Consider the following 23913-nt stretch of genomic DNA (forward strand, 5'->3'; position numbering starts at 1 on the left):
CGGCGACTCGGCCGCGCCGCGGATCGGGGGGTCTGCCATGAGTGCGTCCATGAGCGTCGAGATCACGAAGCCGGGCGCGAGGCTGCCCTGGGGAGACATCCTGCTGTCCGCGATCGCCGCCGTGAGCTGGGCATTGATCGGGATGGCGGGCACGGCGGCGCTCGGGCTGCACCTGCTCGAAGCCGATACGGCGGGCTCGCTCGGGCCCATGACCGCGGCGGTGGTGGCTCTTGGGGCGGGTGGTTCCGTCACACCGTCCGGCGATGTGTCCGCGTTCGGCCTGACGGGCGCGGAGGCGGCGACCGCCATCGAGATCACGCCACTGGGCGTGAGCCTGGTCGGAGCACTGCTGTTGTCGTGGTTCTTCCTAAGGTCCTTGCGCGGGGCGGGAGTTGTGATCGCGCCCGCCGAACTCCTCGCTCGCGCGGGCGCGGTGGTCGCGCTGTTCGTGGCGATGCTGGGCGGGCTGGCCTGGGCGGGACACGATGTCATCACGATCGACGGAAGCGCACTGGGACTCGACGACCTGCCGGGCGGAGGCGGGGGCGGCATCGAGATCCCCGGGGTGGGCGACGTCGGGGACATCGGAGGGCTGCTGCCCGACCAGATCGGCGACCTCGTCGACGCGCAGGCGGCGGTCGGCTTCACCGTCGACACCGCGCCGACCCTGCTCGGCGGGCTCGGCTGGTCGGTCGGGATCCTGCTGATCGCCCTGCTGGCGTCCCGTCGTACTCCCCTGCCGCGCGGCTGGGAGAGCGTGCACCGAGTCGTACGGCCGGCCGCCTCCGCCCTGGTCACGGTTCTGCTGGTGGCGGTGGCGGCCGGGTTCGCGGCGGCGGGGTACGCGGCGATCGGCGACGACCATCCGAAGCGGATCGCGGGGGCGGCGCTGCTGGGGGCGCCGAACGGTGTGTGGCTGGGCATCCCGATCGGCCTGTTCGTGCCGTTCGACGGCAGGGCGACGGGGGTGCTGACGAGTTTCCTGCCGGCTCCGATGGACGAGCTGCTGAACTCCGGCTCCGACCAGTCCGTGACCCTGGGGCGGCTGGCGGACCTCGACGGGCGGGTGTGGCTGCTGGGGGTCGCGGCGGCGCTGATGATGCTGCTGGCCGGGGTGCTGACGGCGGTGCGGACGCCGGTGACCGCCGGGGGTGGCGGCGGTTCCGCGGTCGTACGGGATCCGCAGGATCCGGGCGTACGGGATCAGGGCGTACGGGATCAGGGTGCCCTCGGTTTCGCCGGGCGGTGTGCGCTGCGGCTGGGCATCGCCACGGCGCTGACCCTGCCGTTGCTCGCCTGGCTGACGGGCGTGTCCGTGGACGCCTCGCTGTCCGTGCTCGGGTTCGACGCGTTCGGCGCGGGAATCAACCTGAGCGGGAATCTCGGCATGGCGTTGCTCCTCGGCGCCCTGTGGGGTGCCGGTGTGGGGGCCGCCGGTGCGCTGCTGGCCCGGGCGACCGGGGCGGCGGGGCGACAGGCGGCGCCGCTGGCACTGGGTGACGGGCGGTGGCGGGACGTGGCGGGGGGTGCCGGGCCTTCTGTGACGGTCGCGGGTGCTGGGCGTGCCTCGTACGCGGGGCAGCCGACGGGGCCGTACGCAGGTGAGGCCCGTGATCCTCATGAGGAACAGCGAAGGGCTCCCTACGCGGGCGAGTCCGGGCGCGAGTCCGGGCCGTACGTCCCCAGCTCGTCGTACCGGCCGCCGAACCCGGCGACCAATCCGTATCTGCGAATGCCGGACGCATTACGGGAACCGGAGGACGCGCGCCCGCCCGACGAGCCGCGCCGACCGGACGGTCCGCGCTCGCCCGGCGACGACGTGTACGGCGCGCCCACGGTGGCCCGGCCGATCGGGCCGCCGCCGCGGTCGCCCCGGAAGCCGCCCGGGGAACGGCCGTCGTCCGCTTCGGGCGAGCGGCCACCGCCGCCGCCTCCCCCACCACCGCCTCCCCCGCCTCCCCCGCCTCCCCCGCCTCCTGGGAGGCCGAAGGGGCGCCGGTGACCCAACGCGGCCGCAGGGCCGTGTGCAGCGAAGACGTGGTCGGCGCGTAAGGTCGGCGCCACCGGCCCGACACCCAGTGTTCCGTGTCCGTCAGGCGGACCTCGGGCGCGGAAGGCACTGCGTGCCGGATACGGTGGGAACACCATGAGCGCTTCGCAGACCTCGACCTCTGACGTCCCCACCCTTCTCGTCAAGATCTTCGGGAAGGACAAGCCGGGCATCACGGCCGGACTCTTCGACACCCTCGCCGCCTACTCCGTCGACGTGGTCGACATCGAGCAGGTCGTCACCCGTGGCCGGATGGTGCTGTGCGCGCTCGTGACCGCGCCGCCCAGCGGGCTGGAGGGGGATCTGCGGGCGACCGTCCACAGCTGGGCGGAGTCGATCAAGATGCAGGCCGAGATCATCTCGGGCCTCGGCGACAACCGTCCGCGCGGGCTGGGGCGCTCCCTGGTCACCGTGCTCGGGCATCCGCTCACCGCGGAGGCGACGGCGGCGGTCGCCGCGAAGATCACCAAGGTCGGCGGCAACATCGACCGCATCTTCCGGCTCGCCAAGTATCCGGTGACCGCGGTCGAGTTCGCGGTGTCCGGCGTGGAGACCGCGCCGCTGCGCACCGCCCTGGTGACCGACGCGGCGGCGCTCGGCGTCGATGTCGCGGTCGTCGCGGCCGGACTGCACCGCCGTGCCCAGCGCCTGATCGTCATGGACGTGGACTCGACGCTGATCCAGGACGAGGTGATCGAGCTCTTCGCCGCGCACGCCGGCTGCGAGGACGAGGTCGCCGAGGTGACGGCGGCCGCGATGCGCGGCGAGCTGGACTTCGAGCAGTCGCTGCACGCGCGCGTGGCGCTCCTGGAGGGGCTGGACGCCTCGGTGGTGGACAAGGTGCGCAGCGAGGTCCGGCTGACCCCGGGCGCGCGCACGCTGATCCGTACGCTGAAGCGCCTCGGCTACCAAGTGGGCGTCGTCTCGGGCGGGTTCACGCAGGTCACGGACGATCTGCGGGAGCGGCTCGGGCTCGACTTCGCGCAGGCCAACACGCTGGAGATCGTCGACGGGAAGCTGACGGGCAAGGTCACCGGAGAGATCGTGGACCGGGCGGGCAAGGCGCGGCTGCTGCGCCGGTTCGCCGCGGAGGCGGGCGTACCGCTGGCGCAGACGGTGGCGATCGGCGACGGCGCCAATGACCTGGACATGCTCAACGCGGCCGGCCTGGGGGTCGCCTTCAACGCCAAGCCGATGGTGCGGGAGGCCGCGCACACCGCGGTGAACGTGCCGTTCCTCGACACGGTCCTGTACCTGCTCGGCGTCACCCGCGAAGAGGTCGAGGCCGCGGACATGCACGAGGAGATCTGAGCCCGTCCCCGCAAGCAGAGCTGTGAAGGGCCCGGAACCATGCGGTGCCGGGCCCTTCGGCGCGAGGACGGTTCAGTCGGACGGCGCCCAGTAGTCGTCCAGCGTGGCCACGCCCGGCTCCAGGGACTTCCAGGAGCCGTCGAAGGACAGGACGGCGAAGGCGGCGGCCGGGAAGCCGCGGCCGCTCATCCGCTCGCGGGCGTCGCCCTCGGCCGCGCCGGCCAGGATGTCGGCGAGGCCCTGGATGCCCGGGTTGTGGCCGATGAGCAGGACATCCTGTGCGTCGTCGGGGGTCTCGTTGAGCAGGGCGATCAGCTCGCCGGGCGAGGCCTCGTAGATCCGCTCCTCGTAGACCGTTTTCGGCCGGTGCGGGAATTCGTGGACGGCGAGCTTCCAGGTCTCGCGGGTCCGGGTCGCGGTGGAGCAGAGGGCCAGGTCGAAGGGGAGGCCGGTGTCGGCCAGCTTGCGTCCGGCGACTGCGGCGTCCATGCGGCCCCGCTCAGCGAGCGGCCGCTCGTGGTCGGTCACCTGTGGCCAGTCGGCTTTCGCATGCCGGAAGAGGACGATCCTGCGGGGTTCTGCGACGCTCATAGCATCCAGCTTCGCATGAAACAGGCCATGGGGCGCGGGTAGTTGACCGGCGGCTCCGGCCGTGTTCAGCGCGCTATCAGCTGCTGTACTCGCTCGACGAGGTGAGGGACGGCGGGGTCGCCGGAGGCCGCGTGCGCGTTCGTCGGGTTCAGGATCAGCGCCAGGAGCACGATGAACGCGAGCGTCGGCAGCGCGAGGGCCCACCAGGGCAGCCGGCTGTCGACGCCGCCGCGGGTCGCGGGGTGGGGCCGGGTGTGCGTAGGAGCCGACATGGGTGCCTCCGCCGTCTTCGAGTCGTCCGTGCCCGCCTCTCGCGGTCACATCTCGAAGCTACGGAATCTCCGGCCTTCAACCCATCCGGTGATCCACCCAGTTGACCCTGACACTCGCCCCCTAGGGGACAGGGGGGTTAGCCCCACCATCGGGCCCGCCGGACGGTCACGCGGGACACGATCACGAGGGCACGGTCACGGCGAGGCGATCGTCGCGATGATGGCGATGATCACGAAGATGGCGAAGAACGAGCCGAAGACCAGGAGCATCTTCTTCTGGCCGTTCTGGGGGTTCGGATCGAGCACTGGCATAGGGCAAGTCTCGCACCCGTCGGTCACCACGACTCCTCCGGGGTGAGGCCGGGGGCCCGCCCACCGGATCAGCGCGCCGCCTCGTCCTCCACCGTGCGGTCGCGCCCCGCCAGGACGCCCACCGCCATCTGCGGGATCATCAGGCCGGTCATGAGGGCGATCGGCAGCCCCCAGCCGCCGCTGTGCTGGTAGAGCACGCCGACCAGGAGCGGTCCCGGGATGGAGATGAGGTAGCCGGTGCTCTGCGCGAAGCCCGACAGCTGGGCGACGCCCGCGCCTGTCCTGGCCCGCATCCCGACCATGGTGAGGGCCAGCGGGAAGGCGCAGTTGGAGACGCCGAGCAGGACGGCCCAGGCCCAGGCGCCGCCGGCCGGCGCGAAGTACAGGCCCGCATAGCCGGCCAGGCCGCAGACGCCGAGGGCGATCACGATCGGGCCCTGGTGCGGCAGCCGGGAGGCGACGCGCGGGATGACGAAGGCGAGCGGCACGCCCATCACCATCGTGACCGCGAGCAGCAGCCCCGCGGTGCCCGCGGACACGCCCGCGTCCCGGAAGATCTGCGCCATCCAGCCCATGGTGATGTACGCGGCGGTGGCCTGGAGCCCGAAGAAGACGGCGAGCGCCCAGGCGGTACGGCTCCGGGTGATCCGCAGCGGGGCCGACGGCTCCCCGCGCGCGGGAGCCCCCTCGGCCGACGCGGTCCCCCGGTCCCGTACGAGCGGAATCCACGGGAGCACGGCGGCCGCCGCCAGGACCGCCCACACCGCGAGCCCGGACTGCCAGTTCCCGCCCAGCGTCCGCGTCACCGGCACGGTCACCGCCGCGGCGGCAGCGGTGCCGAGGGCGAGGGCCATCGAGTAGAGGCCGGTCATGGAACCGACCCGGTCGGAGAACCAGCGCTTGACGATGACCGGCATCAGGACGTTGCTGACCGCGATCCCCATGAGGGCGAGGGCACTGCCCGCCAGGAATCCCGCCGTACCGCCCGCGTACGGCCGTATCAGCAGGCCCGCGGTGATGGCGACCATGCCCGCGCACACCACCGCGCCCGGCCCGAAGCGGCGGGCGAGCCTGGGAGCCATGACGCCGAAGACGGCGAAACAGAGCGGGGGCACGGAGGTGAGCAGCCCGGCCACGCTGCCACTCATGCCGAGGCCGTCGCGGACCTCTTCGAGGAGGGCGCCGAGGCTGGTGATGGCGGGGCGGAGGTTGACGGCGGACAGCACGATGCCGACGACGACCAGACGCGTCGCCCACGCGCGCGTGGCGGCCCCTGTGGGCGCATCGCCTGCCGGGGCGTCGGTCGCGGCCGGACCGCGTACGGTCGTGGACTTCCTCGTCCGGGTTTCCTCACGTGCCATGAGGCCCATCATAGAATCATGGGATGATTGGTTGTCCATCCCCGGGTCGTCCGCTCCGGCCCCGCCCGTGCGAAGGTGTGCCATGCCCCTGAGCCATCCCCGTCGGTCGGCACTGTCCGAGCAGGTCATCACCGCTCTGCGCAACCAGATCACCTCGGGCGAGTGGCCGGTCGGCGCCCGGATCCCGACGGAGCCCGAGCTGGTCGAGCAGCTCGGCGTCGCCCGCAACACCGTCCGCGAGGCCGTCCGGGCCCTCGCGCACAACGGTCTGCTGGACATCCGGCAGGGCTCCGGCACGTACGTCGTGGCGACGAGCGAGCTGGCCGGCGTGATGCACCGCCGTTTCGCCGACGCGGACCCGCGGCACATCGCCGAGCTGCGTTCCACGCTGGAGTCGGCCGCCGCCAGGCTGGCCGCCGAGCGGCGCACGGAGAAGGACCTCAAGCAGCTGGACGCGCTCCTGGTGCGACGCGAGGAGGCGTGGGAGTCGGGCGACACCGAGGCGTTCGTGACGGCGGACGCGACCTTCCACCTGGCGATCGTGGCCGCCTCGCACAACGACGTGATGACCGCGATGTACGCCGACCTGGGCGAGGTGCTGCGGGACTGGCTGCGCGAGGACGTCGGCGAGGAGCTGACTCCGGAGACGCACATGGACCACGCGCGGCTCGTCGACGCGATCCGCGCGGGTGACGCGGCGGCGGCCGCCCAGGAGGCCGCCAGCTATCCGTTCCTGTGCCGCCCGGGGCGGCTCAACGCCCCTTCCGGTGGCTGACCCACACCGAGCGGACCTCTTTCCAGCAGCGGCCGGTCAGGCGCACGGTCTGCGCGGGCCCGGCCTCGACCGGGGTGCCGTCGCTGTCGACGTCCCACCAGCGGACGCACTCGATGTGCAGGCTGACCCGGTCGGGCCGCGGATACGGGTTGTGGCAGTACGCGATCACATGGGAGCCGGTGACGCTGCTGCGGCACTCGGCCCCGAACGGCTCCGGTGCGGCGGCCTGCCGCACCTCCACGCGCGCGTGCGGCTTCGCGTCGTACGGCAGGGACAGCACGAGACAAACGGCTACGGTCGCTGAGGCCAGGCTGCGGGACAGGCGCACAAGGGGACCTCCTCGGCCGTGCTGGGGAGGGGAGCGTGTGGTGAACGCGTAATCCAGAGTGCGCAGTTGTGGCCCCGGGCCGCCCGACCGGATAGGCCGAACGAGTGAAGGGTGTGGGCCCGCGTCCGGAAGGAACGCGGGCCCACACCCTTCACTTCAATGGAGCCACAGCGGCAGCGTCACGCACCGATGGCGTGCAGACCGCCGTCCACGTGGACGATCTCGCCCGTGGTCTTCGGGAACCAGTCGCTCAGCAGCGCGACGACGCCCTTGCCGGCCGGCTCCGGGTCCTTGAGGTCCCACTCCAGGGGCGAGCGGGTGTCCCACACGGAGGCCAGGTCGCTGAAGCCCGGGATGGACTTGGCGGCCATCGAGGCGATCGGGCCGGCGGAGATGAGGTTGCAGCGGATGTTCTGCTTGCCCAGGTCGCGTGCCATGTAGCGGCTGGTGGCCTCCAGGGCGGCCTTGGCCGGGCCCATCCAGTCGTACTGCGGCCAGGCGAACTGCGCATCGAAGGTCAGGCCGACGACCGAGCCGCCGTTCTGCATCAGCGGCAGGCAGGCCATCGTCAGCGACTTCAGGGAGTACGCCGAGACGTGCATGGCGGTGGCCACGGACTCGAACGGGGTGTTGAGGAAGTTGCCGCCCATCGCGTCCTGGGGCGCGAAGCCGATGGAGTGGACGACGCCGTCGAGGCCGCCGAGCTCCTCGCCGACGAGGTCGGCCAGGCGGCCCAGGTGCTCCTCGTTCGTGACGTCGAGCTCCAGGACCTTGGTGGGCTTGGGAAGCTTCCTGGCGATGCGCTCGGTCAGCGTGGGCCGCGGGAACGCGGTCAGGATGATCTCCGCGCCCTGCTCCTGGGCCAGCTTCGCGGTGTGGAAGGCGATGGAGGACTCCATCAGCACACCGGTGATCAGGACGCGCTTGCCCTCGAGAATTCCGCTCATGGTGTTCAGTGACCCATTCCCAGTCCGCCGTCAACGGGGATGACGGCTCCAGTGATGTACGAGGCGTCGTCCGAGGCGAGGAACCGCACCGTCGCGGCGATCTCCTCGGGCTGCGCGTACCGCCCGAGCGGCACCTGCTTCACGATGACGTCACGCTGCTCGTCGGTGAGCACCTTGGTCATGTCGGTGTCGACGAAGCCGGGCGCCACCACGTTGAACGTGATGTTGCGCGAGCCCAGCTCGCGGGCGAGCGAGCGCGCGAAGCCGACCAGAGCGGCCTTGGAGGCGGCGTAGTTCGCCTGCCCGGGGCCGCCGTACAGCCCGACGACCGACGAGATCAGCACGACGCGGCCCTTCTTGGCGCGCAGCATGCCGCGGTTGGCGCGCTTGACGACCCGGAAGGTGCCCGTGAGGTTGGTGTCGATGACCGAGGTGAAGTCCTCCTCGGACATGCGCATCAGGAGCTGGTCCTTGGTGATGCCGGCGTTGGCGATCAGCACCTCGACCGGGCCGTGCTCGGCCTCGATCTCCTTGTAGGCCTGCTCCACCTGCTCGGTGTCGGTGATGTCGCACTTGACGGCCAAGAAGCCGGCCGGCGGCTCGCCCGAGCGGTAGGTGATGGCAACCTTGTCGCCGGCGTCGGCGAATGCGCGGGCGATGGCGAGGCCGATGCCCCGGTTGCCTCCGGTGACGAGAACCGAGCGGCTCAACGGATCACCCTTTCGATAGCGGTCTGACACACCCGCCCGAACACCTGGATGACAGGCGGCTTCCTCGAAAACCTATCGGTCCCGGCCCGTGCGCGGACAATCGGGCATCCACAGTGGCTTACGGCACCGACTGTCGGGTCCCTACAGAAAGCTGCGGAACTCCGTCGGAAACGTATGGTCGGCGGCCCCGCCCGCGCGACATGATCGGAGCCGACAGGCCACGACACCAGGGAGACCTCCGTGCCTCATACGATCGACGAAGCCTTCACGGCGCTTCCGCTACGCCCTTTGGCCGACGCCGCCCTGGCACGCGCGCGTGCGCTGGGCGCGGAGCACGCGGACTTCCGGTTCGAGCGGGTGCGCAGCGCGTCCTGGAGGCTGCGGGACGCGAAGCCCTCCGGGACGTCGGACACCACCGATCTCGGGTACGCGGTGCGGGTCGTGCACGGCGGGACGTGGGGGTTCGCGTCGGGCGTGGATCTGACCCTGGACGCCGCGGCCAAGGTCGCCTCGCAGGCGGTGCAGATGGCGAAGCTGTCCGCCCAGGTGATCAAGGCCGCCGGATCGGACGAGCGCGTGGAACTGGCCGACGAGCCGGTGCACTCCGAGCAGTCGTGGATCTCGTCGTACGAGATCGACCCGTTCTCGGTGCCCGACGAGGAGAAGTCGGCGCTGCTGGCGGAGTGGAGCGCGCGGCTGCTGGCGGCGGACGGCGTGAATCATGTGGACGCCTCGCTGCTCACCGTCCATGAGAACAAGTTCTACGCCGACACGGCCGGGACCGTGACCACGCAGCAGCGGGTTCGGCTGCACCCGCAGCTGACCGCCGTGTCCGTCGACGAGTCGAGCGGCGAGTTCGACTCCATGCGGACCATCGCGCCGCCCGTCGGACGCGGCTGGGAGTACCTCACCGGCACCGGCTGGGACTGGGACGCGGAGCTGGCACGGATCCCGGAGCTGCTCGCCGAGAAGATGCGGGCACCCAGCGTCGAGTCGGGCGTCTACGACCTCGTCGTCGATCCCTCCAACCTGTGGCTGACCATCCACGAGTCCATCGGGCACGCCACCGAGCTGGACCGGGCGCTCGGCTACGAGGCCGCCTACGCCGGCACCTCCTTCGCCACCTTCGACCAGCTGGGCAAGCTGAGGTACGGCTCCGAGCTGATGAACGTCACCGGTGACCGCACCGCCGAGCACGGTCTGGCGACCGTCGGGTACGACGACGAGGGCGTCGAGGGGCAGTCCTGGGACCTGGTCAGGAACGGCACGCTGGTCGGCTACCAGCTGGACCGGCGGATCGCGCGGCTGACCGGCTTCGAGCGGTCCAACGGGTGCGCGTTCGCCGACTCCCCCGGGCACGTGCCCGTGCAGCGCATGGCCAACGTGTCCCTGCGGCCGGACCCGGCCGGGATGTCGACCGAGGACCTGATCGGGAGCGTGGAGCGCGGGATCTACGTCGTCGGCGACCGGTCCTGGTCGATCGACATGCAGCGCTACAACTTCCAGTTCACCGGGCAGCGGTTCTTCAAGATCGAGAACGGGCGGATCACCGGACAGCTGCGGGACGTCGCGTATCAGGCGACGACCACCGACTTCTGGGGCTCGATGGCCGCGGTGGGCGGTCCGCAGACCTACGTCCTGGGCGGTGCCTTCAACTGTGGCAAGGCCCAGCCGGGCCAGGTCGCGGCGGTCTCGCACGGCTGCCCGTCGGCCCTCTTCAAGGGCGTCAATATCCTCAACACGACCCAGGAGGCCGGTCGATGAGCGTCAGGTCCGGAATCGGCTGGGGGTCCGGGGGTCGTCCCCCGGGACAGCACAGTCTCAACACCACGCAGGAGGCCGGTCGATGAGTCCTCGTACGAACAAGCCGCACGAGATCGTCGAGCGGGCCCTCGCGCTGTCCCGGGCCGACGGCTGCGTGGTCATCGCCGACGAGCAGTCGACCGCCAACCTGCGCTGGGCGGGCAACGCGCTCACCACGAACGGTGTCACCCGCGGCCGTACGCTCACCGTCATCGCGACCGTCGACGGCAAGGAGGGCACGGCCTCCGGTGTCGTCTCGCGGTCGGCCGTGACGCCGGACGAGCTGGAGCCCCTGGTGCGGGCCGCCGAGGCCGCCGCGCGCGGTGCCCAGCCCGCCGAGGACGCCCGGCCGCTGGTCACCGGCGTGCCCGAGTCGCCCGACTTCACGGACGCGCCCGCCGAGACCTCCTCCGCCGTGTTCGCCGACTTCGCGCCGGCGCTCGGTGAGGCGTTCGCACGCGCGCGTGCCGGCGGACGCGAGTTGTACGGCTTCGCCAACCACGAGCTGGTCTCCAGCTACCTCGGTACGTCGACGGGGCTGCGGCTGCGTCACGACCAGCCCAACGGGACGCTGGAGCTGAACGCCAAGTCGCCGGACCGTACCCGCTCGGCGTGGGCGGGCCGCTCCACCCGGGACTTCAAGGACGTCGACCCGGCGGCGCTGGACGCCGAGCTGGCCGTACGCCTCGGGTGGGCCGAGCGGCGGATCGCGCTGCCCGCCGGGCGGTACGAGACGCTGCTGCCGCCGACCGCCGTCGCGGACCTGCTGATCTACCAGATGTGGTCGGCGTCGGGCCGGGACGCGGCCGAGGGCCGCACGGTGTTCTCCAAGCCGGGCGGCGGCACCCGCGTGGGCGACAAGCTCACCGACCTGCCGCTGACCCTGCGCAGCGACCCGAACGCGCCGGGCCTGGAGTCGGCCCCCTTCGTGCTCGCGCACTCCTCCGGCGGCGACCAGTCGGTGTTCGACAACGGGCTGCCGCTGACCGCCACCGACTGGGTGCGCGAGGGCGAGCTGAGCAATCTGCTGACCAGTCGGCACAGCGCGGAGCTGACCGGGCTGCCGGTGGCGCCGGGCATCGACAACCTGATCCTGGACGGGGGCGAGGACCGCTCCCTGGAGGAGATGGTCGCGAGCACCGAACGCGGTCTGCTGCTGACCTGCCTCTGGTACATCCGCGAGGTCGACCCGGCGACGCTGCTGCTCACCGGTCTGACCCGGGACGGCGTCTATCTCGTCGAGAACGGCGAGGTGAGCGGCGAGGTCAACAACTTCCGGTTCAACGAGTCGCCGGTCGACCTGCTGGGCCGGGCGGCCGAGGCCGGGCGCACCGAAAAGACACTGCCGAGGGAGTGGAGCGACTGGTTCACTAGGGCAGCGATGCCGGCCCTGAGGGTGCCGGACTTCAATATGAGCTCTGTCAGTCAGGGCGTATAACCTCGTACCTGATTACGAGCGAACCCAAGGAGATACGAGAACCGTGACGGACATCGTCGACGAACTGAAGTGGCGCGGGCTGCTCGCCCTCTCCACTGACGAGGACGCATTGCGCAAGGCGTTCGCGGACGGTCCCGTCACGTTCTATTGCGGCTTCGACCCGACCGCGCCCAGCCTGCACCTCGGCAACCTCGTGCAGATCCTCACGATGCGCCGGATCCAGCAGGCGGGCAACCGTCCGCTGGGCCTGGTCGGAGGCGCCACCGGCCTGATCGGCGACCCGAAGCCGGACTCGGAGCGCACGCTGAACGCGCCGGAGGTCGTGGGCCAGTGGGTCGAGCGGCTGCGCGCCCAGATCGCGCCGCTCCTCGACTTCGAGGGGCCGAACGCGGCGATCATGGTCAACAACCTGGACTGGACGTCCGGTCTGTCGGCCATCGAGTTCCTGCGTGACGTGGGCAAGCACTTCAGGGTCAACAAGATGATCGCGAAGGAGGCCGTCTCCCGGCGGCTCAACTCCGACGCGGGCATCAGCTACACGGAGTTCAGCTACCAGATCCTGCAGAGCATGGACTTCCTGGAGCTGTACCGGAGGTACGGCTGCACGCTGCAGACCGGCGGCAGCGACCAGTGGGGCAACCTCACCTCGGGCACCGACCTGATCCACCGGGTCGAGCCCGACGCCGTGGTGCACGCCCTGGGCACACCGCTGATCACCAAGGCGGACGGCACCAAGTTCGGCAAGACGGAGTCCGGCACGGTCTGGCTCGACCCCGAGATGACCACGCCGTACGCCTTCTACCAGTTCTGGCTGAACGCGGACGACCGGGACGTCTCCAAGTACCTGCGCATCTTCAGCTTCCGCTCCCGCGAGGAGATCGAGGCGCTGGAGCAGCAGACCGAGGAGCGCCCCCAGGCCCGGGCCGCGCAGCGCGCGCTGGCGGAGGAGCTGACGACGCTGGTGCACGGCGCCGACCAGACGACCGCCGTGATCGCCGCGTCCAAGGCCCTCTTCGGCCAGGGCGAGCTGGCGGATCTCGACGAGAGGACGCTGGCCGCGGCCCTGTCCGAGGTGCCGCACATCCAGGTCGCCGAGCTCGGTCCGGTCGTCGACCTGTTCGCCGAGGTCGGCCTCGCGGCCAGCAAGTCGGCCGCGCGCCGCACGGTCAAGGAGGGCGGCGCCTACGTGAACAACGCGAAGGTCGCCGCGGAGGACGCCGTCCCCGCCAAGGAGGACCTGCTGCAGGGGCGCTGGCTGGTGCTGCGCCGCGGCAAGAAGAACCTGGCGGCCGTCGAGGTCACGGGTTCCTAGGCACATCGAAGAGTTCTGAGGCACCGGCGAAGGGGGCGGCTTCCCGTGCGGGAGGCCGTCCCCTTCGCCGGTGCCTGTCCTCAGGTCCGGTGCTTGTGGCGGCCGAGCGTCGCCATGTACGCCATGTCGCCCAGGAGGACGATGACGACCGCGGCGATGAGCTGGAAGATGTGCCGCATCCAGTCGATGCCGGAGGTGGCGTCGACGCCGGCCGCGCGGGCGACCGCGTTGCCGACGATCGCGCCGAGGATGCCGAAGATCGTGGTCAGCCAGAGAGGGCTGTGCTGCTTGCCCGGGATGATCGCCTTGGCGATCAGGCCCAGTACGAATCCCACAATGATGGCCCACAACCAGCCCATGGCTGCCTCCTGTACGGCTCTACGCGAGCATTACGCCCAGTGTCGGTCCGGTCGCGGTACGGCGCATGTCGGGTACGGCCGTACGCGCTGGGGCCGAGGACGTTGGTCCAGGTTGGAGGTGCCCCGGTCTCGTAGGCGGCGCAGGCCGGGCGTAACGTGGGAGCTGTCCGGGTCCCGTTCCCCGACCGGGGGCGGACCGGGTTGGGGGCGGGGAGAGTCCGATGCGGGCGGATGGTGGAATGTGATGCGGAAGCAGCATGGCGGCAGCGTCGAGGTGTTCCGGATCACCGGAGCCCGTACGAGCCTCCAGGAGGACGTGCGCGGACGGCAGCGCCGGTACGTCATCTCGATGACCGTTCGTACGCTGTCGGTGATCCTCGCGGTGGCGCTGTGGAACGTCGAACGGCACGTCGCGATCGTCGCCCTGGTGCTCGGGGCGGTCCTCCCCTATGTCGCCGTGGTGATCGCCAACGCGGGGCGGGAGAACGCGCCGTCGCTCCCGTCGACGTTCGTGGCCGCGCCCACCCGGCCGATGATCACTCCGCCTCGTGCGGAGGACGGTTTCGCGGAATCCGTCCCGGAAGACGTGGTGTCCGATCCGGCCTCGGGCGCACGGAACGAGCCGCACGAACGAGCATGATCATGTGCGTCGCCGAGGAGTCGTGACGCGGCGTCGACGGGTGGGTCACAACCGGAAGTCAGGCCCTCGCCAAGCTCAAGAAAAGCTCAGATCAATCATGTTGTTCCGGTCCCGGGCGGCGGGTTACCCGTGACATACTTCGTAGGCGCTCCGCATCCCCCGTCGGAGCGACGGACCGACGCCGGGCAGCTCCCCCCGTGGCTGCTCGGCGTCGCCTTTTTGATGCATCTGTGAGACGAACCGGTGAGTGACGAAACCCCGATCTGTTCCGCCAAGGGCTGCCGCGCCGGCGCCCTGTGGGTGCTGGCATGGAACAACCCGAAGATCCACACGCCGGAGCGGCGCAAGACGTGGCTCGCGTGCGAGGAGCACCGGGAGCACCTGTCGCAGTTCCTCGGGGTGCGGGGGTTCTTGAAGGACGTGGTCCTCCTGTCGGAGTGGGAGTCCTCCGAAGCTTCCTAGGAGTCCTGTCCTCCTAAGCTTCCCAAGCTTCCCAGGCCGCTACGAAGCCGCCTGGGCCGCTCCTGGGCCTGGTCCGCCGGACGGCCCCGGCCGACTAGCCGCCGATCGCCGACATCGGCCGGTCCGGCTGGATGAACGTCGGGTCGTCCAGGCCCGCGCCCGCCTTCTTGCCCCACATGGCCAGGCGCCAGATGCGGGCGATCTCCTCGTCAGGGGCGTCCGAGCGCAGGGCGGCGCGCAGGTCGGTCTCCTCCGTGGCGAACAGGCAGGTGCGTATCTGGCCGTCGGCCGTGAGGCGGGTGCGGTCGCAGGCCGAGCAGAACGGGCGGGTGACGGAGGCGATGACGCCGACGCGCTGCGGTCCGCCGTCGACGAGCCAGCGTTCGGCGGGGGCCGAGCCGCGCTCGCCGGAGCCCTCTTCGGTGAGATCGAAGCGGGTGCGCAGGGACGCCAGGATGTCTCCCGCGGTGATCATGCCGTCGCGCTTCCAGCCGTGCTGGGCGTCCAGGGGCATCTGCTCGATGAACCGCAGTTCGTAGTCGTGCTCCACGGCCCAGGCCAGCAGGTCCGGGGCCTCGTCCTCGTTCAGTCCCGGCATCAGGACCGAGTTGACCTTGACGGGGGTCAGGCCCGCCTCGCGGGCGGCGTACAGGCCCTCGATGACGTCCTTGTGCCGGTCCCGGCGGGTGAGGGTCTTGAAGACATCGGGGCGCAGCGTGTCCAGCGAGACGTTGACCCGGTCCAGGCCGGCCGCCTTCAGGGCCGCCGCGGTGCGCTTGAGGCCGATGCCGTTGGTGGTGAGGGACATCTGGGGGCGCGGCTCGAGGGCCGCGACGCGCTCGACGATGCCGACCAGGCCGGGGCGCAGCAGGGGCTCACCGCCGGTGAAGCGGACTTCCCGGATACCGAGGGAGGTGACGGCGATGTCGATGAGCCGCACGATCTCGTCGTCGGTGAGCAGGTCGGGCTTGGCGAGCCACTGCAGACCCTCCTCGGGCATGCAGTAGGTGCAGCGCAGATTGCACCTGTCGGTCAGCGAGACCCTCAGGTCGGTGGCCACTCGGCCGTAGGTGTCGATGAGCACGTGGGCCCCCTCCCTCGCGGATCACAAGTTTTCCGACACCTGTGAGCCTACGCGACCCCACTGACATCAACAGGCCCCGATCCCACGACGTAAGACGCGGCCGCGTCGTAGGGATCTACGACGCGGCCGCTCAGGGGGCGAACTCGGGTGGGACTCAGTGCGCGCCGGTTCCGGTCAGGGACCGGACCTCCAGTTCCGCGAACTTGGCGGTGTCCGGCTCCTCCTTGGAGAGGATCGTGCCGAGCCAGCCCATCAGGAAGCCGAACGGGATCGAGATGATGCCGGGGTTCTTCAGCGGGAACCAGGCGAAGTCGACGTCGGGGAACATCGCCTTGGGGTCGCCGGAGACGACGGGCGAGAACAGCACCAGGCCGACGGCGACGATCAGACCGCCGTAGATCGACCACAGGGCGCCCTGGGTGGTGAACCGCTTCCAGAACAGGCTGTAGAGGATCGTCGGCAGGTTGGCGGAGGCGGCGACCGCGAAGGCCAGGGCGACGAGGCCGGCGACGTTCAGGTCGCGGGCGAGGGCGCCCAGGAGGATGGAGGCGGCACCGATGCCGATGGTCGCCAGCCGGGCCGCCCTCATCTCCTGCTTCTCGGTGGCCTTGCCCTTCTTGATGACGTTCGCGTAGATGTCGTGCGCGAAGGACGACGACGAGGCCAGGGTGAGGCCGGCGACCACGGCGAGGATCGTCGCGAAGGCCACCGCCGAGATCACGGCGAGCAGGATGGCGCCCCAGGCGGAGTCGACGCCGCCGAGGTGAAGGGCGAGCAGGGGTGCCGCCGTGTTGCCGGACGGGTTGGACTCGATGATCTCTTCCTGGGAGATCAGCGCCGCGGCGCCGAAGCCGAGGGCGATGGTCATCAGGTAGAAGCCGCCGATGATGCCGATGGCCCAGTTCACGGACTTCCGGGCGGCCTTGGCGTTGGGCACCGTGTAGAAGCGGATCAGGATGTGCGGCAGGCCGGCGGTGCCGAGCACCAGGGCGATGCCGAGGGAGATGAAGTCCAGCTTGGTGGTGCCGGTCGCGCCGTACTGGAGACCGGGCTCCAGGAAGGCGGTGCCCTTGCCGCTGTTCTCGGCGGCCGTGCCGAGCAGGTCGGAGATGTTGAAGTTGAACTTCAGCAGCACCAGGAAGGTGATCAGGATGGTGCCGCTGATGAGCAGCACGGCCTTGACCATCTGGACCCAGGTGGTGCCCTTCATGCCGCCGATGGAGACGTACACGATCATCAGGACGCCGACGAGGGCGACGATGAGGATCTTGCCCGCGTCGGAGGTGATGCCGAGCAGCAGCGACACGAGGACGCCCGCGCCCGCCATCTGGGCCAGCAGGTAGAAGATCGAGACGACGATGGTGGAGGTGCCGGCCGCGGTACGGACCGGGCGCTGGCGCATGCGGTACGCCAGTACGTCACCCATGGTGTAGCGGCCGGAGTTGCGCAGGGGTTCCGCGACGAGGAGCAGCGCCACCAGCCAGGCGACCAGGAAGCCGATGGAGTACAGGAAGCCGTCGTACCCGAAGAGGGCGATGGCGCCGGCGATGCCGAGGAAGGACGCGGCCGACATGTAGTCGCCGGAGACGGCGAGGCCGTTCTGGAAGGCGCTGAACTGGCGTCCGCCGGCGTAGAAGTCGGCGGCGTCCTTGGTCTGGCGGCCCGCCCAGACCGTGATGACGAGCGTGGCGACGACGAACACCGCGAACAGGGAGATGATCAGCGGGCGGTGCTCGCTGGCTTCCCCCGCAGCGATAAGGGTCTGCTGTGCGGGGCTCATGCGCCGCCCTCCATTCGGGACTTGATGGCCTCGGCCTTGGGGTCGAGCTTTGCGGCGGCGTGCCGCGAGTACCACCAGGCGATGAGGAAGGTGGTGAGGAACTGGGCGATGCCGAAGACGAAGGCGACATTGATGTTGCCGAAGAGCTTGGTGCCCATGAAGTCGCCCGCATAGTTCGACAGCAGGACGTACAGCAGGTACCAGGCGATGAAGCCGACGGTCAGCGGAAAGGCGAAGGAGCGGTAGGAGCGGCGCAGTTCACCGAACTCCGCGCTCTCCGCCACCTCGGTGAACTCCTCGGGTGAGGGGAGTTTGTGTTGCTCTTTCGAGGGGGGCGGTGCGTCGGTGGCCACGGAGTCTCCTCGCGTTGCGGATGCGGTTGTTACGGGGATCGGGGGCGAGTGTCCTCGCGTTCCCTGCCCAAGGTCACGGCGGCGCGCAAGCCCCGGTTCAACAACGCGGGCTTCTTTCCGAAGTCACTTCGGGTAAGTCATTGCTGGCCAGCGACTTCGGGAGATAGCTTCGGCCCTGCACACCCGTCATGTACCTGCCCGAGCACCACCTGTGCCTCGGGCCGGTTTCGTTTCCGGATGATGTGGAGACCCCATGCCTCATCTGCGTTCCAGACGCCGCCTCGCCCTTGCCGTGCCCGTCGTCCTGTCGTTGACGGCCTCGCTGGGCTTCCTGCCCGCGGCCGCGTCGGCCGCGCCGCAGGCGGAGACCTCCGCTCAGGCGGTGGACGCGCCCAACCTGGCGTATGTCGTCAACACCAAGCTGGACCGCCGCACGATCGAAGCGGTGAAGAAGGCGGTGCCCGCGGCCGGCGGCACCGTCGTGACCACGTACGAGAAGATCGGCGTCATCGTCGTCCACTCGTCGAACCCGGACTTCGGCAAGGAGATTCGCAAGGTGCGCGGGGTGCAGTCGGCGGGTGCCACGCGCACCACGCCGCTGACCGCCGCGGGCTCGACCGACGAGGGGTCGACGCAGTTCCTGTCGAAGGAGCAGGCCGCGAAGGTCGAGAGCGCGTCGGCGGCGACGCCCGACAGCGAGCCTCTCGAGGCCGACCAGTGGGACCTGCGGGCGATCGGCGCCGACAAGGCCGCGAAGATCAACCCGGGCAGCAGCAAGGTGACCGTCGCCGTGATCGACACCGGCGTCGACGACACCCACCCGGACCTCGCCCCGAACTTCTCCGCCTCCCAGTCGGCCAACTGCGTCGGCGGAGTGGCGGACACCAGTGAGGGCGCCTGGCGTCCGTACACCGCGGACGACTACCACGGCACGCACGTGGCCGGTGAGATAGCCGCGGCCCGCAACGGCATCGGTGTCGCCGGTGTCGCCCCGGGCGTCAAGGTCTCCGGCATCAAAGTGAGCGACCCCGACAACGGCCTCTTCTACCCGGAGAGCGTCGTGTGCGCCTTCGTGTTCGCCGCCGACCACGGCGTCGAGATCACGAACAACAGCTACTACGTTGATCCGTGGCTGTACAACTGCATGGACGATCCGGACCAGCGGGCCATCGTCGATGCGGTCAACAGGGCGCAGCTGTACGCACAGAAGAAGGGCCTGCTCAACCTCGCGTCGGCGGGCAACTCCAACCACGACCTGGACTCCGACGCGATCGTCGACGACTCCAGCCCCGACGACTCCACACCGGTCGAGCGGACCATCGACCCGCACGAGTGCTTCGACGTGCCGACGCAGTTGCCGGGTGTCGTCACGGTCAGCGCGACGGGCGTCCAGAACCTCAAGTCGTACTACTCCACGTACGGCAAGGGCGTCATCGATGTCGCCGCGCCGGGCGGCGACCGGCTTTACCAGATCCCGGACACGCCGTCGAAGAACGGCCGCATCCTGTCCACCATGCCGAACGGCCAGTACGCCTTCCTCCAGGGCACGTCGATGGCTTCCCCGCACGCGGCGGGCGTCGCCGCGCTGCTGAAGTCGACGCACCCGAAGGCGACGTCGGCCCAGCTCCAGGCGCTGCTCAAGGCGCAGGCGGACGCCACCGCCTGCCCGGAGTCGTACGACCAGGACGGCAACGGCACGCAGGACGCGGTGTGCAAGGGCGGCAAACACGTCAACGGCTTCTACGGGTACGGCATCGTCAACGCCCTGCGCGCGGTGAAATGACCCGTACCGCCGTACTCCCGTACCACCGGGGCGCCTCGCCCCTCCGGACTCCCCGCACGGTCCGTCTCACACCCGAACGAACTGGAGACACTGACATATGACAGCGCCTCACCCGCGCTACCGCCGCGCGGTCGCCATCCCCCTCGGCATGGCCCTGACGACGGCCCTGGCGTTCCTGCCGGGCACCACGGCGTCCGCGGCCGACGTGCCCGGCACCGTGGCCGGCGTCACCGGCGCCGTGAACGACGTCCTGGCCTCCGCGGCCACGGACGACGCCACCGCGCTCAGCTACGTCGTCAACGTCCGCCCCGGGCACGGCCCTTCCGCGCACATCAAGAAGGCCATCGCCAAGGCCGGCGGCACGATCGTGACGTCGTACGCCCAGATCGGCGTGATCGTCGTCCACTCCTCGAACGCCGACTTCGCCAAGACGATCCGCAAGGTCAAGGGCGTCGAGTCGGCCGGCAACACCCGCAACGCCCCGCTGCCCGCCCAGTCGACGACCGACCTGGGCACGCCGAAGGCGCTCAGCGCGGCAGAGGTCGCCGCCGCCGAGGCCAAGGCCGCCGCCGGGCAGGACCCGTTGGAGCCGTTGCAGTGGGACCTGCCCGCCATCAAGGCGGACAAGGCGCACGAGAAGTCGCTCGGCAGCAGCAAGGTGACCGTCGCCGTGATCGACACCGGCGTCGACGACACGCACCCCGACATCGCGCCGAACTTCGACCGTGCCGCGTCGGTCAACTGTGTGACGGGCAAGCCGGACACGACCGACGGGGCGTGGCGGCCGAGCGCGTCGGAGAGCCCGCACGGCACGCACGTGGCCGGTGAGATCGCGGCCGCCAAGAACGGCGTCGGCATGACGGGTGTCGCGCCCGGCGTGAAGGTCTCCGGCATCAAGGTGTCGACCACCGCCGGCTACTTCTACACCGAGGCCGTGGTCTGCGGCTTCGTGTGGGCGGCCGAGCACGGCGTCGACGTCACGAACAACAGCTATTACACCGACCCGTGGTACTTCAACTGCACGGACGACCCGGACCAGAAGGCGCTCGTCGACGCCATCACCCGGGCCTCGCGGTATGCGGAGAAGAAGGGCGCGGTCAACGTCGCGGCGGCCGGCAACGAGAACTACGACCTGGCGGCCGACGAGATCACCGACCCGGTCTCGCCGAACGACGCCACGCCCTCGGACCGGGTGATCGACCCGTCGGAGTGCCTCGACATACCGACCCAGCTGCCGGGTGTCGTGACGGTGGCCTCGACCGGCGCCAAGGGCATCAAGTCGTCCTTCTCCAACCACGGTCTGGGTGTCGTCGACATCGCCGCGCCCGGCGGCGACTCGACGGCCTACCAGAAGCCGGAGGCGCCCGCGACCAGCGGTCTGATCCTGGGCACGCTGCCCGGCGGCAAGTGGGGCTACATGGCCGGTACGTCGATGGCGAGCCCGCATGTCGCGGCCGTCGCCGCCCTGATCAAGTCGACGCACCCGTACGCCTCACCGGCCCTGGTGAAGGCACTGCTGTACGCCGAGGCCGACGCCACGCCGTGCACGGACCCGTACGACATCAACAGCGACGGCAAGATCGACGCCGTCTGCGAGGGGTCGAAGAACCGCAACGGCTTCTACGGCTGGGGTACCGCGGACGCGCTGGACGCGGTCACCAAGTAGCGCAGACAGATTGACGCTTCGGGCCGGACGGATTGATCCGTCCGGCCCGAACCTGTCTCACCTTGATCGGATCAATACTGCATAGTGCAGTCATGACTGGCATCACGTACGTGGTGCGGAAGGGCGCTCTTGAGGGGCGGCTTCCCGTACGGGAGTTGGCGCGGGCCTGTGTCGGCGCCTGCGCGCGGGCCGCCGCCGAGCTGGGGGCGCGTCGGGCCGGGCTCGCGAAGGTGCCCGGGGTTCGGGTGGACGACGGGGCCGTGGCGACGGCGTTCGTCAGTGAGCGGCATCTGCTGGTCGACGGGCGGGCTCCGGTCACCTTCGCGCCGCTGTCGCGGTTCTGGCGGACGGCGGACGGATGGGTGCGTACGCACGCGAACTATCCGCATCACCGGGCGCGGCTGCTGGCCGCGTTGGGTGTGCGGGAGGACGAGCGAGCCGTGACGGCCGTCGAGGCGGCGCTCGCCGAGCGGTCCGCCCTGGAGGCCGAGGAGGCCGTGTACGAGGCCGGAGGCCTCGCCGTCGCGCTGCGCACGCCCGAGGAGTGGGCCGCGCACGAGCAGGGGGCCGCGGTGGCCGGGCGGCCGTTGGTGGAGCGGGAGCGGCTGGATTCCGCACGCGCGCGTGCCCTGCCCCCGATCGACACGCCCCCCTTGGCGCCCGCCGTGTTGCCCGCCGCCGGACTGCGCGTCCTCGACCTGACCCGGGTCATCGCGGGCCCGGTCGCCACCCGCACGCTCGCCCTGCTGGGTGCGGACGTGCTGCGCGTGGACGCACCGCAGCTGCCCGAACTCCCCGACCAGCACGCCGACACGGGCTTCGGGAAGCGGTCGACGACCCTCGATCTCGTGGCCGACCGGCGGGCCTTCGAGGAGCTGCTCGCGGCGGCGGACGTGGTCGTCACCGGCTACCGGCCGGGCGCCCTGGACCGGTTCGGCCTGTCGGCGCGGGCGCTCGCCGAGCGGCGGCCCGGGGTGGTCGTGGCGCAGTTGTCGGCGTGGGGCGCGTACGGGCCGTGGGGCGGGCGGCGGGGCTTCGACAGCCTGGTCCAGGTGGCCACGGGGATCGCCGCGATCGAGGGATCGATGGAGGAGCCCGGCGCGCTGCCGGCGCAGGCCCTGGACCACGGGACGGGGTACCTGCTGGCGGCGGCCGTGCTGCGGGCGCTGGCCGAGCAGTCGGACGAGGGCGGCAGTCGGGTCGTACGGCTGGCGCTGGCCCGGACGGCCCGGTGGCTGATCGACGGGGTCGGGACGAGCGGCCCCGAGGTCATCCCGTACGCCGGGGGCGGCGCGGGCGGCGTCGAAGGTGCGCCGTACGACGGGCCCGGCTCTTGGCTGACGGAGACGGACAGTGGGCTCGGGCGGCTGCGGTACGCCCTGTCGCCGGTCTCCTTCGAGGGCGGCCCGGTGGACTGGGCACGGCCGCCGGGGCCGTGGGGAGCGGACGCGCCGCGCTGGAGCTGAGTCACGGTCGGGCCGCAGACGTACCGATGGACGGAATGCCGCACCCCCAGTTGTTTCCCTGTACTTGCCCGGTTCTGTGACGGCTGGTGAAGATCTTGAGGTGACCTTGATAAGACCCACCCCCGGGGTGTCCGACGCGAGCGACCCGGCACGGCGTCCCGGCACCGGCCGGGCCGTCGCCGTCCTGCTCCTGGCGGTGCTGGCCGCGTTGATACCGCTGCTCGGGCCGTCCGCGGCACTGCACGACACCGGGGAGGCCGCAGCGCCCGGCGCCGGCGGTGTCGCGCTGCTGCGTACGGTGCTGTTCGCGGCGCTGTGCGTGCCGGTGGGCGAGTTGTTCGTGCGCCGGCTGGTGCGTTCCGTGCCCGGCGCTCCCGAGGCCGCGCCCCGCGGCTGGGCGCCGTACGCGGCCGCCGCCGGTTTCGTCGCCGCGCTGGGGCTCGCGTCGTTCGTTGCGACAGGGAACCTCGTGCCGGGCAGCGTCGCCGAGATCGACGTCGGCGGCCTGTACGAGTCCCGCGACGGCAAGCTCGCGCTGGTGGAGGTCAACGCGTTCCTCGCGGCCGGGCTCTGCGCCCTCTCCGCGCGGCCCGCGACGCAGGTGTGGCCGCTGGCCGCGGTGGTCGTGGCGGAAGCCCTGCGCGCACATCCCACGACCGAGCAGAGCCCGCTGATCGGCTCCGGGCTGACGCTGGTGCATCTGACGTGCGCGGCGCTGTGGGCGGGCGGCCTGCTGTACGCGCTGCGGACGCTGCGGCGCTGGGGTCCCTCGGAAACGGGGGTGGCGTTGTTGGGGCTCTACGCGCGCGTGGCGGCGGTTCTGCTCGCCGCCATCACGGCGACCGGGGTGTGGAGTTCGCTGCGCCGGATGCCGTCGGACACGGTCCTGGAGCAGCTGACGACGACGGCGTACGGGCGCGTCCTGCTGGCCAAGGTGCTCCTGGTGGCCGTCGTCGCCGTGCTCGCCCTGTGGGCGCGGATCCGGCTCGGCCGGGCCGCCGACCCGCTGACCGCCTGTTCGCCCGCGCGCGCGGAGGTCGTCGCGCTGGGCGTGGTGGTCGCGGTGTCGGGGCTGCTGACGGCGCTGCCGGTGCCGATCCGCTGGTGAGG

Annotated in this window: 23 protein-coding genes; 12 read left to right on the plus strand and 11 right to left on the minus strand. The window is 70.9% G+C overall.

Annotation, left to right across the window (positions count from 1 at the left end):
• Positions 1-37 precede the first annotated feature (37 nt).
• The gene (locus tag AC5P09_RS32260) at positions 38-2002 is read left to right on the plus strand and encodes a streptophobe family protein (protein ID WP_493877266.1); all 1965 of its coding nucleotides are present in this window, start codon (positions 38-40) and stop codon (positions 2000-2002) included.
• 144 nt (positions 2003-2146) lie between these two features.
• Positions 2147-3361: a phosphoserine phosphatase SerB gene (serB, locus tag AC5P09_RS32265; protein ID WP_411148753.1), complete on the plus strand. Its 1215-nt coding sequence runs from the start codon at positions 2147-2149 to the stop codon at positions 3359-3361.
• 72 nt (positions 3362-3433) lie between these two features.
• Here serB and AC5P09_RS32270 read toward each other — a convergent pair whose 3' ends face one another.
• From AC5P09_RS32270 to AC5P09_RS32285, 4 genes are all read right to left on the minus strand, one after another.
• Entirely contained in the window at positions 3434-3952 is a 519-nt protein-coding gene (locus tag AC5P09_RS32270) for a SixA phosphatase family protein (RefSeq protein WP_493877267.1), read from the minus strand.
• A gap of 65 nt (positions 3953-4017) precedes the next feature.
• On the minus strand, positions 4018-4224 hold the full coding sequence (locus tag AC5P09_RS32275; protein ID WP_493877268.1) for a hypothetical protein: 207 nt from the start codon (positions 4222-4224) through the stop codon (positions 4018-4020).
• 195 nt (positions 4225-4419) lie between these two features.
• Positions 4420-4536, minus strand: a complete 117-nt coding sequence (locus tag AC5P09_RS32280; protein WP_086023195.1) for an SGM_5486 family transporter-associated protein — start codon at positions 4534-4536, stop codon at positions 4420-4422.
• A gap of 68 nt (positions 4537-4604) precedes the next feature.
• Positions 4605-5909, minus strand: coding sequence for a CynX/NimT family MFS transporter (locus AC5P09_RS32285; protein ID WP_493877269.1), 1305 nt, complete (start codon positions 5907-5909; stop codon positions 4605-4607).
• Positions 5910-5979: 70 nt separating this feature from the next.
• On the opposite strand from AC5P09_RS32285, the gene AC5P09_RS32290 reads away from it, so the two are divergent.
• A complete protein-coding gene (locus AC5P09_RS32290) occupies positions 5980-6672 on the plus strand; it encodes a FadR/GntR family transcriptional regulator (protein ID WP_493877270.1) in 693 nt (230 codons plus the stop codon).
• Here AC5P09_RS32290 and AC5P09_RS32295 read toward each other — a convergent pair.
• The 3 genes from AC5P09_RS32295 to fabG form a co-directional block, all read right to left on the minus strand.
• Entirely contained in the window at positions 6650-7000 is a 351-nt protein-coding gene (locus AC5P09_RS32295) for a hypothetical protein (RefSeq protein WP_493877271.1), read from the minus strand. The two genes, AC5P09_RS32290 and AC5P09_RS32295, sit on opposite strands and share 23 nt — an antisense overlap.
• Positions 7001-7179: 179 nt before the next feature.
• Entirely contained in the window at positions 7180-7947 is a 768-nt protein-coding gene (gene fabI, locus AC5P09_RS32300) for an enoyl-ACP reductase FabI (protein ID WP_307673823.1), read from the minus strand.
• A gap of 5 nt (positions 7948-7952) precedes the next feature.
• Positions 7953-8657, minus strand: coding sequence for a 3-oxoacyl-[acyl-carrier-protein] reductase (gene fabG / locus AC5P09_RS32305; RefSeq protein ID WP_307673824.1), 705 nt, complete (start codon positions 8655-8657; stop codon positions 7953-7955).
• Between the two features lie 240 nt (positions 8658-8897).
• Between fabG and AC5P09_RS32310 the strand changes: the two genes are divergently transcribed.
• From AC5P09_RS32310 to tyrS, 3 genes are all read left to right on the plus strand, one after another.
• Positions 8898-10421, plus strand: coding sequence for a TldD/PmbA family protein (locus AC5P09_RS32310; protein WP_493877272.1), 1524 nt, complete (start codon positions 8898-8900; stop codon positions 10419-10421).
• Between the two features lie 82 nt (positions 10422-10503).
• On the plus strand, positions 10504-11898 hold the full coding sequence (locus AC5P09_RS32315; protein WP_493877273.1) for a metallopeptidase TldD-related protein: 1395 nt from the start codon (positions 10504-10506) through the stop codon (positions 11896-11898).
• Positions 11899-11941: 43 nt separating this feature from the next.
• Complete coding sequence (tyrS, locus tag AC5P09_RS32320; protein WP_493877274.1) at positions 11942-13210, plus strand: tyrosine--tRNA ligase; 1269 nt, start codon at positions 11942-11944, stop codon at positions 13208-13210.
• Between the two features lie 80 nt (positions 13211-13290).
• On the opposite strand, the gene AC5P09_RS32325 is transcribed toward tyrS, so the two are convergent.
• Entirely contained in the window at positions 13291-13569 is a 279-nt protein-coding gene (locus tag AC5P09_RS32325) for a GlsB/YeaQ/YmgE family stress response membrane protein (protein ID WP_493877275.1), read from the minus strand.
• A 244-nt stretch (positions 13570-13813) separates the two neighbouring features.
• Between AC5P09_RS32325 and AC5P09_RS32330 the strand changes: the two genes are divergently transcribed.
• Together AC5P09_RS32330 and AC5P09_RS32335 are read left to right on the plus strand one after the other, a co-directional pair.
• Positions 13814-14209: a DUF3099 domain-containing protein gene (locus tag AC5P09_RS32330; protein ID WP_493877276.1), complete on the plus strand. Its 396-nt coding sequence runs from the start codon at positions 13814-13816 to the stop codon at positions 14207-14209.
• A 243-nt stretch (positions 14210-14452) separates the two neighbouring features.
• Positions 14453-14671 carry a hypothetical protein gene (locus tag AC5P09_RS32335; protein ID WP_493877277.1) on the plus strand — a complete coding sequence of 73 codons (219 nt, stop codon included), beginning with the start codon at positions 14453-14455 and terminating at the stop codon, positions 14669-14671.
• Positions 14672-14765: 94 nt separating this feature from the next.
• Here the strand turns inward: AC5P09_RS32335 and moaA are convergent, their stop codons facing one another.
• The 3 genes from moaA to AC5P09_RS32350 all read right to left on the minus strand — a co-directional run bounded on the left by moaA (position 14766) and on the right by AC5P09_RS32350 (position 17888).
• Positions 14766-15755, minus strand: a complete 990-nt coding sequence (moaA, locus tag AC5P09_RS32340) for a GTP 3',8-cyclase MoaA (RefSeq protein ID WP_493877278.1) — start codon at positions 15753-15755, stop codon at positions 14766-14768.
• Between the two features lie 154 nt (positions 15756-15909).
• Complete coding sequence (locus AC5P09_RS32345) at positions 15910-17535, minus strand: monocarboxylic acid transporter (protein WP_493877279.1); 1626 nt, start codon at positions 17533-17535, stop codon at positions 15910-15912.
• The gene (locus AC5P09_RS32350) at positions 17532-17888 is read right to left on the minus strand and encodes a DUF485 domain-containing protein (protein WP_266441930.1); all 357 of its coding nucleotides are present in this window, start codon (positions 17886-17888) and stop codon (positions 17532-17534) included. The genes AC5P09_RS32345 and AC5P09_RS32350 overlap by 4 nt, the downstream gene beginning before the upstream one ends.
• A gap of 253 nt (positions 17889-18141) precedes the next feature.
• Here AC5P09_RS32350 and AC5P09_RS32355 point away from each other — a divergent pair, with 253 nt between their 5' ends.
• The 4 genes from AC5P09_RS32355 to AC5P09_RS32370 all read left to right on the plus strand — a co-directional run bounded on the left by AC5P09_RS32355 (position 18142) and on the right by AC5P09_RS32370 (position 23911).
• Positions 18142-19671 carry a S8 family serine peptidase gene (locus AC5P09_RS32355; RefSeq protein ID WP_493877280.1) on the plus strand — a complete coding sequence of 510 codons (1530 nt, stop codon included), beginning with the start codon at positions 18142-18144 and terminating at the stop codon, positions 19669-19671.
• 97 nt (positions 19672-19768) lie between these two features.
• Positions 19769-21337, plus strand: coding sequence for a S8 family peptidase (locus tag AC5P09_RS32360; protein WP_493877281.1), 1569 nt, complete (start codon positions 19769-19771; stop codon positions 21335-21337).
• Between the two features lie 92 nt (positions 21338-21429).
• Positions 21430-22803: a CoA transferase gene (locus AC5P09_RS32365; protein WP_493877282.1), complete on the plus strand. Its 1374-nt coding sequence runs from the start codon at positions 21430-21432 to the stop codon at positions 22801-22803.
• 100 nt (positions 22804-22903) lie between these two features.
• Complete coding sequence (locus AC5P09_RS32370; RefSeq protein ID WP_493877283.1) at positions 22904-23911, plus strand: CopD family protein; 1008 nt, start codon at positions 22904-22906, stop codon at positions 23909-23911.
• Positions 23912-23913: the final 2 nt, after the last annotated feature.

This window comes from Streptomyces sp. a15 (genome assembly GCF_059026085.1).